Source organism: Nostoc sp. DedQUE04 (genome assembly GCF_034530995.1).
Lineage (GTDB): Bacteria > Cyanobacteriota > Cyanobacteriia > Cyanobacteriales > Nostocaceae > Nostoc.
This window is the reverse complement of record NZ_JAVRCA010000018.1, coordinates 1-12420: the sequence shown is the minus strand read 5'-3', so window position 1 is coordinate 12420 and position 12420 is coordinate 1. Positions and strand designations below refer to the sequence as shown.

12 protein-coding genes and 1 pseudogene are annotated in these 12420 nt (G+C 40.8%); 8 read left to right on the top strand and 5 right to left on the bottom strand.

The annotated features are described in order from the left end of the window. Positions 1-310: 310 nt before the first annotated feature. From RM049_RS14985 to RM049_RS14970, 4 genes are all read right to left on the bottom strand, one after another. Positions 311-667, bottom strand: a complete 357-nt coding sequence (locus tag RM049_RS14985; protein WP_322704727.1) for a hypothetical protein — start codon at positions 665-667, stop codon at positions 311-313. A gap of 174 nt (positions 668-841) precedes the next feature. After that, positions 842-1522 carry a hypothetical protein gene (locus RM049_RS14980; RefSeq protein ID WP_322704726.1) on the bottom strand — a complete coding sequence of 227 codons (681 nt, stop codon included), beginning with the start codon at positions 1520-1522 and terminating at the stop codon, positions 842-844. Between the two features lie 250 nt (positions 1523-1772). Continuing rightward, positions 1773-3308, bottom strand: coding sequence for a relaxase/mobilization nuclease domain-containing protein (locus RM049_RS14975; protein ID WP_322704725.1), 1536 nt, complete (start codon positions 3306-3308; stop codon positions 1773-1775). A gap of 42 nt (positions 3309-3350) precedes the next feature. Then, positions 3351-3737 (bottom strand): plasmid mobilization protein, encoded by a 387-nt coding sequence (locus tag RM049_RS14970; RefSeq protein WP_322704724.1) that lies wholly within the window; start codon positions 3735-3737, stop codon positions 3351-3353. A 406-nt stretch (positions 3738-4143) separates the two neighbouring features. Between RM049_RS14970 and RM049_RS14965 the strand changes: the two genes are divergently transcribed. Both RM049_RS14965 and RM049_RS14960 read left to right on the top strand, forming a co-directional pair. Then, a protein-coding gene (locus RM049_RS14965) for an ISAzo13 family transposase (protein ID WP_322704723.1) occupies positions 4144-5375 on the top strand; the annotation gives its coding sequence in 2 pieces (ribosomal slippage) (positions 4144-4723 and positions 4723-5375; 1233 coding nt in all). Between the two features lie 614 nt (positions 5376-5989). Then, positions 5990-6568 (top strand): hypothetical protein, encoded by a 579-nt coding sequence (locus tag RM049_RS14960; RefSeq protein ID WP_322704722.1) that lies wholly within the window; start codon positions 5990-5992, stop codon positions 6566-6568. Positions 6569-6778: 210 nt separating this feature from the next. On the opposite strand, the gene RM049_RS14955 is transcribed toward RM049_RS14960, so the two are convergent. Further along, positions 6779-6991, bottom strand: coding sequence for a hypothetical protein (locus tag RM049_RS14955; protein ID WP_322704721.1), 213 nt, complete (start codon positions 6989-6991; stop codon positions 6779-6781). Positions 6992-7229: 238 nt separating this feature from the next. On the opposite strand from RM049_RS14955, the gene RM049_RS14950 reads away from it, so the two are divergent. The 6 genes and pseudogenes from RM049_RS14950 to RM049_RS14925 form a co-directional block, all read left to right on the top strand. After that, the gene (locus tag RM049_RS14950) at positions 7230-7433 is read left to right on the top strand and encodes a hypothetical protein (RefSeq protein ID WP_322704720.1); all 204 of its coding nucleotides are present in this window, start codon (positions 7230-7232) and stop codon (positions 7431-7433) included. 67 nt (positions 7434-7500) lie between these two features. After that, complete coding sequence (locus RM049_RS14945) at positions 7501-8745, top strand: ParM/StbA family protein (RefSeq protein ID WP_322704719.1); 1245 nt, start codon at positions 7501-7503, stop codon at positions 8743-8745. Between the two features lie 688 nt (positions 8746-9433). Further along, positions 9434-10237: a ParA family protein gene (locus RM049_RS14940; protein ID WP_109013390.1), complete on the top strand. Its 804-nt coding sequence runs from the start codon at positions 9434-9436 to the stop codon at positions 10235-10237. A 3-nt stretch (positions 10238-10240) separates the two neighbouring features. After that, the gene (locus tag RM049_RS14935) at positions 10241-11392 is read left to right on the top strand and encodes a ParB/RepB/Spo0J family partition protein (RefSeq protein ID WP_322704718.1); all 1152 of its coding nucleotides are present in this window, start codon (positions 10241-10243) and stop codon (positions 11390-11392) included. A gap of 41 nt (positions 11393-11433) precedes the next feature. Next, the gene (locus RM049_RS14930) at positions 11434-11652 is read left to right on the top strand and encodes a hypothetical protein (protein ID WP_322704717.1); all 219 of its coding nucleotides are present in this window, start codon (positions 11434-11436) and stop codon (positions 11650-11652) included. Between the two features lie 384 nt (positions 11653-12036). Next, positions 12037-12372 (top strand): annotated as a pseudogene (locus RM049_RS14925) (hypothetical protein); the annotation flags it as partial. Positions 12373-12420: the final 48 nt, after the last annotated feature.

Below are 12420 nucleotides of genomic sequence, written 5' to 3'. Positions count from 1 at the left end.
GCGGGCGATCGCACTTGAAAAGTACACTTTTAAAAGCATTTGGGCTTTCGTTAAATCAAAGTCAGAAAATTTCACTTTATCGGCGAATTCACTATGTGGCTCAAACGCTTATGCCACAATCGATTTCACTTTATGTGCGAATGAGGGTGTCTGAGATCCCTAGAACTGCGTTGTTCAAATTTCATCTTATGTGCGAACCCACACAGGTTGATAATTTTATGTCTTTGGATCTGTACTTTGTTCTAGCTATTACTTTTATTTAAAGTAACTAGAACAAAATGGCTTGACTTCTCAGTATACTGAGCAAGATTCAAGTAGGATTCCTATATAAAATACATAATTTTGTATAGTGTTGTAGACGTTCTGCGTAATATTTAGCTTTAAGTTGGTTCTCTAACTCTTCCAATTTAGATGATTTTATAGGTTCTAAACCTAAATAATTATGATACGCCTCATTAGCTTCATTAAGAACACTATGAGATTGATATGATGCTTCGTTTTTAACCATAAACTCTATCAAGCTTTCTATAGTGTCACCCTGCCAAGAGTCTGAAATCCTATCTTGAAATCTTCCTCTTTTAGTCGATGTGGCATCACTCCATAAATCACCAAAGGGTGCATCTTGATTTTTAAATTGTTTGAGCCATTCTCTAAAACTTATGGTCATTTTTCATTTCTCCCTAGTCGGTTTTTAGCCTGTTGGCATACCTATCAGAGCAATTCGATCGTAACCGTCACAGCGTACTGGTAGATAAAGCAGCTTTACCAGATAAAATAATCCTGTATTTCAGTATCTATATTTTGTGGCAGTAATGAAGTAAATTTTCCCTTTTTGCTGGTTTTATGAGTCGATGGGTATAATTTCATCAGTGTTAAAAACTTCAACTGTAGCATTTGGACTGTTCATACCTGTGGTTTGTTCGAGTAGGCGTGTTGCTTCCTCAAGCAATGTGCTTGCTTTGTGAAGCAGTGTTCGCACTTGGGTTAACTTGTTCCGCCGTTCAATACCAAGTTGTGCTTCTATATACCGCGCATCATGCTGATGGCTGAGGTGAATTACCCGTACTTCTTGTTCTTTCTCTGAAGGTGCAAACATTGCGTTTTCGGCGGTTAGTTTATAGTACGAGTACGTACCACTGGATCGTTTGACATTGTAGATGTGGAGTTCGCAACCAGGTGGCGCAATGTACTGTCCGTCGAAGTTGGTAAGCCCAGTACGAATATTATCCAATGTGGTGGCGATCGCCTCAATGGCCGGGATAACACTTAACGATTCTGGTGATTGTGGGCAACCGCGCCTCATCAGCATCATGATAGCGGCAGAACGACGGGTCAGGCGAATTTGTTCTTGATACTGGCGCATTTGTTCTTCCCGAATACGAACAAGTTCGAGTTCTTCATCGGGGCTTAGTTGAACTGCACTCCCACAGGTTTTGTAATTTAAGCAGTCGCCAGAGTCTATGCCTGGGTATTGCATCATACTGGCACAGTCAAATCCAAGTCCGCATTTTTTCTTAGGCATAGCTTACATCCTTTAGTTCTAGTTACTTTTATAATTTAATATAGCTAGAACAAGGCAGAGTTATTTCCTATGGGGTTATGTGCAAACCCACAGAGATAAACGATATTAGGATTTTTTCACCTGAGTAGGATATCGTTTGTACGAAGTATTCAAATTTGAACACTTCGTAAAGACGATAGTAATTTCCAACAGCTTTTTACCCACAGTCATAGAGGCACTGTGGATTAAGTTTTCTCTACCAACAGATTTACTATTGCTCAATACCTCTTTGCGATAGCGAAGCGCTGCTGCGAAGCGCAGATCGCAACTTACCCATTAATGCTTGTTGGGTAAAGACACGCAAGCTTTCAATTTGCTCGATTTCGTTTGTTGTTAGTCGAGTTGGTATCTCTTCGTACCAGTTTCCCTGACTATAGCAGGTTTGCATCACAGGAGTATTATCCCCATGACGGTAAACAATCAGAATATTGGTATCTAAACTCGCACTCAATTCCCGTCCTTTGATACGGAAATTATTGGTAACAAGCATATAGTCAGTGATTGTAGAAGGCAGATGTTTGAGGTTAGAAGGGAGAAGGTTAGGAAAAAAGGGAGTAGGGGAAGATTGCTCTTGCAGGATTTGTTGAGCAGTGGATAGACGGTTTTCTTCTGAAATATCCTGTTGTGGGTGCTGTTCCTTCAGATACGGCTGTACTTTTTTCTTAACCTTATTTGCTTCCGACGTGGGTTTATTTTCTAATTTTGGTTGTATTATCGAAATTTTATCTGGATAATTATTGTTTAGTGCATTTGTACTCCCAAGTGTTTTTGAGTTACTATCGGTATCGCCATTACTATCACTTGTACTGGTGCTAGTAGGTTGCTCAATATACAAGTACTCATTGTTACTTATAATATTAATATTTATGCGGTTAATTGCTCTGGCTTTAGCTTGTTGAATTAGTTCCTTATCTTTCTCTTGGTCGTATGTTATTCCGTATTCAGACAGCAGTTTGTTCCAACTATAGGGTTTGTATACTTGATAACCAGCGATTTTCACATCATTATGGATGTAGGTAAAGCCCAGTAGTTCCTCACCCCGCATTTTAGACAATACCCCAATGTTGTTTTCCTCCAAGCGTTGGATGAACGTAGAGACAGTGGGACTATCCTTGATGGCTTCCCCTATTGCTTGGCGAATAATTTCCTTACTTGTTGGGGTTTTGTGCTTACTGTTGACTGCTCTAATACTTTTCGAGCGGTTGGGGCTGGTGAGTGCAGTTATGCCATACTCTTGCTGTAACTTAGAGGCGACGGCTTCATTCGTTGTCGGTGTCACCTCTAACCCTAGTTCCGCCGCGATGCGTCTAGTTGAGACTTGGGAGTTGAAATAATCATAGGAATCATTAACTAAACTGCCATCTAACCGAATTCGGGAGGCGATTATATGCAGGTGTTCGTGGTCGCGATCGTGGTGGCGTACTGCAACGAACTGACTCGTAGCTGCTACTGACGATTCTTCTTTGGGTAAGTATCCCATATCCTTGAGATATTCCCTTGTTACATAGCTGTACTGACTGTCAGATAAATGCTCATGATAGTTGGGGCGGTGTGCGATTGAGATAATGAGGTGGGCACACTGCCGTTTAACTGCTTTTTTGGTGTATTTGGTACTGAGAAACTGCTGGTTGAATTCATCTGGGTTTGTTCCCATCATATTAGTATCAACAATCGCAGCATCATCTTTCCCCAAGACATACTTGAGCGTGTCGAGAAAATTGGGTTTTTTATAGATGACGGGAATCAAATTGAAGGAGTTGAAAGTGGGGGATATAGAACCTGTAATGCCTTATTTATCTTGGCTTGAGGGTGATTTATCTAGAACGTCTAGGTTAAATGCCGCTGCGATAGTCTGATCTACGAGTGCGATCGCATTATTGACAGTATCCAAAATTTGCTGGTTATTTGTTTCCTTAGCCAAGTGAGATAACATTATCAGTTCGCTTTTGAGGTTTCCAGCAGTAGCACGGATAGTTATCAAGTCGGCAGACGGTTTTGCCGTTAGTACCCGCCTTAACCCACAGGAACGTAAATATTCAGATGCAGTTACCCCTGTGGCGATCGCTTTTTCCTCAATGGTAGTTTTCTCTTCCTCAAAGAGGTATACCTTGATGGATTTAGTTCGCTTTATGGAGTTACTTACCATACCTTGTTTCACTGCGGGACTAAGTGGCATAGTTGGAGACTGCACTGGGGAAGGTGGGGATAACCGGAAATCTGACAACAGGTGCGGTATCAATTGCGGACAATATCGCTGCTATTTTTGGTATAAACTATACTGTATCTAGATGCCGACAGTGAGAGTACTGTAACTATTGTGATATAAATACCATGAGATTAATATCTTGTGGTTCATCTTGTAACTGACACTGAAGCCCTAAACCTTATTGTTAATTCTGCAATTGCTGGGATGTAGTGATTGTAGGGATTATATGGCTATGTCGCCAGTGTGCGAACCGACAGGTCGGCGCTTCTGGAGCAGACGCTCCGCGAACGCTATTGCGTAGGCATCATGTAAAAATAAATTGAACAATTTACCGGATTGCTAGACATTTAACCCTGTAATTTGATTACAGGGTTAAATGTCTAATAGCCAGGAAGTCAAAAGCATTCAAGACAAGTACGATTCGTTATCGCCTTATTTGAACGAGAAAACACGGCGTATCTGGGCAGCAATTGAAGCCCGAAGCTTGGGGTGGGGAGGTATTAGTCAGGTTGCGATCGCAACTGGACTATCCCGGACTACAATCCATGCTGGGATACGGTTATTGTTAAACGCTTCTGGGGAAGAAACCTCGAATGACGATAGTAATCGAATTCGTTCCTCAGGTGCTGGACGTAAACTACTTGAAGAAAAAGACGCGATGCTGCTATCAGATTTAGAATCGCTGATTGAACCAATGACGCTGGGAGACCCAGAATCTCCTCTCAAATGGACTTCTAAAAGTGTGGTGAAACTGGCTGCGGCATTAAACCTTGGGGGACATAGGACTAGTCCTAAAAGTGTTTACAACTTATTGGAATCACTTGGCTACAGCTTACAATCAAATCGTAAAACCCGTGATGGCTCATCTCATCCAGATAGGGACGACCAGTTTTTACATATTTCCAACCAAGTCTTGCACTTTCAATCCCAGAACGAACCCGTAATTTCAGTTGATACAAAAAAAAAGAATTAATTGGAGATTTTAAAAATTCTGGAACCGAGTGGTGTGAAAAGGAACAGCCAATTGAGGTGAAAATGCATGATTTTGTTGACCCCAAATTGGGCAAGGCAATTCCCTACGGAATTTATGACTTAACCTCAAATCAAGGATGGGTGAATGTTGGCATTGACCACGATACCGCAGAGTTTGCAGTCGAGTCTATTCGTCATTGGTGGTACTCAATGGAAAAACAAGTTTATCCAAAAAGCCAGCATATAATGATTACGGCTGATTGCGGTGGTAGCAATAGTTATCGCTCACGATTGTGGAAATTGAAGTTACAAGAATTAGCAACCCAGACTGGTAAAACTATTCATGTGTGCCATTTTCCTCCAGGCACAAGTAAATGGAATAAGATTGAGCATCGCTTGTTTTGTCACATTACCCAAAACTGGCGAGGCAGGCCATTGACTAGCTTGCAAGTTGTGATTAATCTAATTCGTAATACTACCACCACACAAGGATTAGAAGTTGAGGCTAGATTAGATCCAAATCTCTACAAAACGGGAATCAAAGTTACAGACCAAGAGCTTGATACTATCGCAATCGAACGAAATTCTTTTCATGGTGAGTGGAACTATATTATCAAACCCAAAGTAGTCATTTAATTGTTTAAGTTATTTTTACATGATGCCTAGTGGGTACTATCCATCATTGTGGATTCAATTATACGTAATTACAATTATTTGTAGGTATTATTTTTTAATCTTTTTATTTGTCAAACAGTAAATATATGACACAGGTAGTATTTTATGCTACAAGGTAAGACGATTGGTATTAAAGGACTGTCAATTAATCTAGTTTATTGATAATAACTTTAGTAATAAAATGACCCTACTAAACATACCTTGTCTTAGTTACAGGAGTGTACAACGACAGCAATAGTCTGTTGTGTAGTGCAACTCTAGTAAATTAGATGCAGAGCGGATTGTGGGGTTATTCCCTAAGTTGATTAACTTCGACGTAATGCTGAAATAATTGGGTTAATTTGCCCTCAGAATACCTCAATTATGGGGATTGTTAGAGTTTATTTTTCAGTTAATTATTTATTTTGATTGACAAAAATCAAACCAAATTTCACTTAATTGGGGTAATTAGTGTGTGAATTGGGGTAGTTCGGAGTAAATACGGGGGTGAGTTCTCCCACTGTATGGTTAAAGTAAGAGTATTGACAAATAGCTTACTGAGAAGCTTGATTTGCACGTTATATAGAAGAGAAGTTATGGCAAGAGCGAGTAAGCCAGCTGATTCGGTTGAGTTGGCGCGTATCATGCGGAATAAAGATATGGAGGACGGTATAGTAATTAGTTATCTCCAGTCGAAGAAGCGAGGGCAAACTGAGTTAGTATGTGAGGCGCTGCGGGCGTATTACCTACCATTTGCGCTATCTGCTGCGGGGGTATCTGGTGTTGAATTGCAGTCAGCCCTCCATGATGCGATCGCGCAACTTGAAGTTCAGATAATTAAGATGAAACGGACGTTTGGGATGGAGGGGTTGCCCCAGATAGTTCTTGTTAATCCTCATAGTGGAGTTTTCTCGCAAGGTGCAATTGGCTTACAACCAACAATTGGAACTAACGGAGTAGGAATAACTCCTGTTTCAGCTAATTTGGTTCCCCCTTCGGTTTCTTTTTTTGATTCCACTGGGCCAAGTCCTGTGTCGTTAGCTGTTGCGACAGAACCAGTCGGATCAGATGTTTTGGGAGAAGATTCCGAGGATGATGGGTTCTTTAATGATGACGAGGATGACCCAATTGCTAAGGCAGAAATAGAAGTTGATGCAGGATTTCGTCTGGAGTGAGGGGATTATGAGGATATAGGTGGTTAGGTGTTGGAGAAAAGCATACTCTCTGCCTTGGCTTGTGATACTTGCGTAAGTCCAGTCCTTGTCCTGTTTGTCGTTGTGGGCAATATCTCCTGAAGTGCTTTGCACCACTACACTGGGCGCATTTAGAAGAAGTTTTCGCTCAAGCACCTGCACTGCATTCCTCAAAGGTTCTATGAAACCATTTCAGTCATACATTTGGTCAAAACCTTTGGTCGAGGGCATCAACAGTATTTGACCGAACTGGAAAGGCGATCGCATTCTAGTTTTAGAGGTGCGATCGCCTAGAATAATCACTTCATATATCTCATCTGTAAAAGCTGCGATCAAAAATTTGACAGCAAAGCAAAAGTGTAATTGACCCCATCTGGCATACCTTGTTATTGCCCAAGACTGCACAATAACGATACTTTTTAGTGGGGTAATTGTGGGGATAGTTGAGGTAATACGGGGTGTGATGATGACAATCGCATTATTTGAATTACAGGCAAAAAGCTAATTTTGTTTAATAATTCAACTTTTAGTTGATACAGAATTTGGGTGTGATTGGGGTAATTTAGTCATAATTTAGGAGGTGATTTGAGCATCGGGTATTAAAGCAATATTTAGTACTTTCATGTACTTAGGATTTACGATTTTGATTCGTATTAGTGCTATGGAGTTACTTCAGTTAGCCCCGTGGCAATTTGAACTTGCTTGCTGGCAGTTTGCAGTGGACTCTCTACTCAATGGAGTTGAGTATGAATGCTGTAGCGCCATCGAAGAACATCGCCGTAATAGTTTTTTCTCTACGCACTTTGTATGTAAAAAAGCTGTTAAACCCTGTAAAGAAAGTGTTTGACACCACAGTATTTTTCCCATTTCGGTTAAATTGGGAACGATAGTAAAAGGTAATAAAAGATAAAGATATGTCCAAAACTAAGGAGAAAACAGACGTAAAAAAGGTAGTAATTACGATTGACATGGGTGCAAGTAAAACCAAGGCGATCGCTCAAGAGTATCCAGAGGGAAAGCCTGTTGTTTTACTTTTCGACTCAGAAGTAGCGGACGTTGCTAAAGCTTCGATTGAGAGCATTCAACAAGAAGGTAATCCTGAATCTCGTACTTGGGTAGGAATAGGTGATGAATATTTCGCCTTGGGAGAGCTTGCCCGTCGTCGATTTGGGGGTATATCGCAGCTGAAGGAGTTAAAGTACGAACTAGCAGTCCCTAAAATTTGTGGTGCATTTTGGCTGGCTAAGGAGAAGTTGAACCTGGGTAATGATGTTGCAGCTTACTTGAGCATTCTGCTACCGCCTGGTGAAGTGCAAGACAAAGAACAGTTACAAGTTCGGTTGAAGGATGCGTTTCGAGGATTTGATACACCAGCAGGTAAGATGCGGGTGAAAATGCTTCGTTATGATGCAGCTTCTGAGGGTAGTGGGATATTTTTTCACCGTAGGCGATCGCTTGGCAATAATATGCCTGCTTCGATGTATGTGATGCTTGGTTATCGCAACGCAAGTATTTTCACCTTCCGCAGTGGTTCAATTGGTGCGGGAATAACCAGTAATTTTGGTATGTCGTGGCTGGTGAATAATTTTACTTCCAAGACATCAGGACTAAGCCCTGATAATCCCAATATTATCGAGGTGTTGGTAGAAGCTGGAGTTAGTTGTGACTCCCAGGTGATGCAGAAACTCTCACGTAAGCGCAAAGGTGATGAAATTCAACTTGATGGCGAGTCGATGTCCAAGGCTTTATTGCTTGCTAAAGATGAATATTGGCGTGCGATCGCCAGGTGGTTGCGCTCAAAGATGGATGAGGATATTGAAGAACTGGTGTTTTGCGGAGGGACTGCGGATTACATTCGTCCAGAAATAGACACTTACTTCCAGAAAGAGGGAATTAAGGTATCCTGGCACGGTAATATTTTTATACCTGATGAGATATCTTCCGGTATTGGCAATCGGATGGCGGATGTCTGGGCGCTCTACCAGTATATGATTACTCAGTTTGATGAGTTAACTGGTTATACCCGCTCTGAGGTTGTACCGCTAACTAAATCCGCTGAAGATAGTACAAATAATGCAGATGAAGAGGTTAAACCTAAGTATAATTTTACGCCTTGTGAGCGACCTAGTACCTTTATTGCTGTGAACGAGAATGTTTGATTAGCTGAGAAAAAAGTAGTGTAGTTACAAGGACTGCAACTACACTTCTGGGATGCTTTTTACGTAACTTCTCAATAACCACTGCAAGAATGAGCCGATTACTCGTGGTTAGGTGAGAATAGCTAGTTCTAGGGGGATTGAAAATACTTCCTTGTTGGCAGCGCCCCTTTCTGTAATGACGTTAGATAGAGAATATTGTTATCCCGCTTCAATCGAGTAAACTTTGAACAAAGACTGTTGTTCAGCGTAGAATCTTCTTGGCAGGGTGGTCATATTACGTCAACAGAAGATTTCTATTCTCAATAAGCTCAAAAAGTCGCATTAATAGCTGCTTATTGACACAGCTTTAAAAGTGCAATAGCACTAAAATTATGATGTTAGTTTTTATACTCAATAACCAGCTTGCATAAAGGCAATAATGCTTTCCTACGGAACTGTTTGATTGAGCAAGTACTGAGTGAATATCTCTTTTACGGTGTATATTTCTTTTGGTGTACAATTCCACGCTTAGGCAATCTGTGTAGCTAGGTCGATGATTACTTGCAATAAACATCTGTTTTGATAGCAATCCTTGTTAGAGAAATCAGAAAAATGATATAACATTATCTCAAAATTATTCGCCCAAACTGATATAACGTTATCTCATGACTGGAGTTGGAAATATAGTAATCAAAAAAGAGAAAAAATTATGCCTGCCAATTTGACCCTTTCGATTGAGACAAACGCTGGAGGAGTAGCGAAAAGTACTATTTCATACAATCTTGCGTATGAATTGGGTGTTCGTGGCTATTCAGTAGCACTATTAGACATCGATCCTAACGAATCATTGACATTATTTTGCGGATTAGGAGAATTTAAAACTCAGGGAACAATGGCTAATGTTTACCATCCAGACTTCAATGGAAACTGGCCTTTAGTTACAGCTTGGCAAGGTAAGATTGATAAAATTCAAGTTTGTAAAGGCGGAAAAGAATTACACGAAACAATTCGGGAAGTTTCAAAGGATCTGCGTGGAGCTTATACTCTTGCGGATCGGTTGAGTGATTACCCCTTATCTCACGATTTTGTAATTATCGATTGTCCTGCGACATTGGAGCCTTTACCACTGACTGCTCTTGCAGCTTCTAGCCACGTGTTAATTCCCATTCAACCTGAATACAAGGCTTCTCAAAGTGCTGCGGCGATGATTGAGTGGTACTATTTCAACTGCAAGCGGCTGAGATTGAAACCGACTCCGAAAATATTAGGTATAGTTCCCACTCGTTGGAAAAGTGATTGGGGAGCGCATAGAAGTATTGTCGAGGAACTTCCCCTAGTCTGTAAGAATTTGGGAATTCAGTATTTTAGCCCAATTCGAGAATCAGCGGATATTCTTAATGCTTCTGGTAGAGGGCTACCTCTGGGAATTTACAGACCGGGTAAAGAGGCAAGAGGAGATTTTCTGCCAATTGTTGATGCACTAGTTAACGAACTTAAGCTAATAAGAGGTTAATCGATGACAAAATTAAACAAACCGAGTGTACTTGGAATGTTTGCTTCTGCTGCTGATTCACAACAAATATTTGAGCTTGAAGAACGAGTAGAAGATTTACAGGCAGAGATTACAAGATTAAAAGATGAAGAGGCACAGGGAAAGCTTGCTGAAGAAGAACGTACACTTCTCAATCAAACTATTGAAGACCTACGAGAACATTTGAAAGCATCTGGAATTTTTAAAATTCACTATAGTGAAGTAAGACCCAATCCCAAACAAGCAAGGCAAACATTTACTTCCGATAGCATTCGGAGTATGGCTGTTTCAATTAGAGAGGAAGGGCAACAACAGCCGATTATTTTACTACCGGGAAATCTCATTTTTGATGGAGAACGGAGATGGAGATCGGTTGCAGAAGAGTTACAGCCAGAAATTGAAACACTTGATGCAGTGATGCTTCTGAAAGAACTTTCGGAAGATGAATTACATGCACGCACCTTATTAACTAGTCTTCACCGAGAAGGTTTGAATGAGCTAGATTTAGCCGAAGGTTTGATTCAACAGGCTAAGTTAGCTCTGGAAATTGAACAAGAAGAAGTAGTTAAAGCACTTAGGAGAGTAATAGCTAGATTAAACGCAAAAAAACTTTTGCCCCAATTAACTGAATTAGTTATTTTAACTAGAAAAGAGCAGTCAGAAGGCATTAAAGAATTTAATTTAGACGAAATAGAACAAAGTATTCTTCTGTTGTTACTACGTTTTCAACAAAATCCAGCATCAGTGGATGCAAATGTCTTTCCTTGCTTACGGCTTTCAGGAGACTTAAAAATTGCGATTCGAGAATCAGGACTTGGTGCAAACCATGCCCGATCGCTCCAAAAACTAAATTCTAAAAATTTAAAAATTGAGGAAACTAAAGCTCTTAAAATCCGACAAGATGCTACATCACAAGTTTTGCAAGAAAGGCTAACAGTCGCTCAAACTCGTTTTCTAGTTGCCCAAACTATTGCTGAATATGCTCCTGAAACAAAGCCTAAACCAAGTCACCAAATCAGTTCTCTAATTCGAGATGTCTCAGCAACTAAGATCGAAGATATCCAGCAAGAGCAACTGAGAGATTTATTGGCTGTATTAGAAGCTAAGGCAAAAGAGATTCGGAAAAAATTGGACTAATACTATCTAGTCAGACTTAGTTCACTGAACCGGAGATGTCAATGAAATCTACCCAACGCCCATCTAAACCACTTAAACAACAACCACAATCCAATGCTACTGTACCGCAACCTAACCCGAATCCTACTAATGAACCAGTAGAGCAAACTCCGGTAAAATCTCAGCCCCACTCTACTTGTTGTTGCAAATCAGCCATCGCCGCAACAACAAGTAGAATCACTTGCGATATCACTCGATTTGCCGCAAAGCGTCTACACTGACCCCGATGATGAATCAGTACAACAATCGAAACCACAGCGATCGCCTGAATCTCACAGAGTCAAACAAGAATTATCAGCAGAACGGTTTCAGTATATGAGATTTTAGACTGCGACCAAGCACTGAGCCGGATTATATTCGAGTGTTACCACTGTCAGCAGGGAATACTCAGCGAGTACACTGGTGAACCTGTAATGGGAGAGTACAAAGGCCGTCCTTTACTAATTCAAGTAAAAATCCAATGCCCTAATTGTGAGCAGACGGCTATCAGATTAACAACTGGGGAGGTGCTTTCAACAACAGCGATTCTTTCACCTTGGCAGCAATGATGACAGACACCCTCTTTAAGAGTGACTGGTAAGAGATATTAACGATTGATAATGCAAATGAGATTTTTAACTCCAATAATTACTGCACTAACGATGCTTACACTCACGAGTTGCAGCACCGCTACTACTGAACAGTATGAAGCTACAGCACTCACCAGTTATACCTGGCAAGTTAAATATGCCAATAACCTAACTAGTGAACCACGACCCCGCATTGAAACCTTCGCTACTACCTCAGTCTTGAATCGGAATGGATTGAAACCACTAGAAGCAGTTGTTGGCCCAGATGATCGGGGGTTATGGTGGCCTACTTTACCGCCACGACCAAGTGTTGATGAAGTTGAACAACGCAAAAAATCTCAAGAAGAGGCAGGCAAACCTGAATTGCTGAAGGGGTGACAAAGAAGCTGAAGCCAAGGAAATACAAGAATGTGACCGTTT

Excerpts from the sequence above, each read along its gene's own strand:
- RM049_RS14940 (WP_109013390.1), top strand. The coding sequence starts at position 9,434 with ATGCCTGCCAATTTGACCCTTTCGATTGAGACAAACGCTGGAGGAGTA.
- RM049_RS14985 (WP_322704727.1), bottom strand. The coding sequence starts at position 667 with ATGACCATAAGTTTTAGAGAATGGCTCAAACAATTTAAAAATCAAGAT.
- RM049_RS14960 (WP_322704722.1), top strand. The coding sequence starts at position 5,990 with ATGGCAAGAGCGAGTAAGCCAGCTGATTCGGTTGAGTTGGCGCGTATC.
- RM049_RS14930 (WP_322704717.1), top strand. The coding sequence starts at position 11,434 with ATGAAATCTACCCAACGCCCATCTAAACCACTTAAACAACAACCACAA.
- RM049_RS14970 (WP_322704724.1), bottom strand. The coding sequence starts at position 3,737 with ATGCCACTTAGTCCCGCAGTGAAACAAGGTATGGTAAGTAACTCCATA.
- RM049_RS14945 (WP_322704719.1), top strand. The coding sequence starts at position 7,501 with ATGTCCAAAACTAAGGAGAAAACAGACGTAAAAAAGGTAGTAATTACG.
- RM049_RS14935 (WP_322704718.1), top strand. The coding sequence starts at position 10,241 with ATGACAAAATTAAACAAACCGAGTGTACTTGGAATGTTTGCTTCTGCT.
- RM049_RS14980 (WP_322704726.1), bottom strand. The coding sequence starts at position 1,522 with ATGCCTAAGAAAAAATGCGGACTTGGATTTGACTGTGCCAGTATGATG.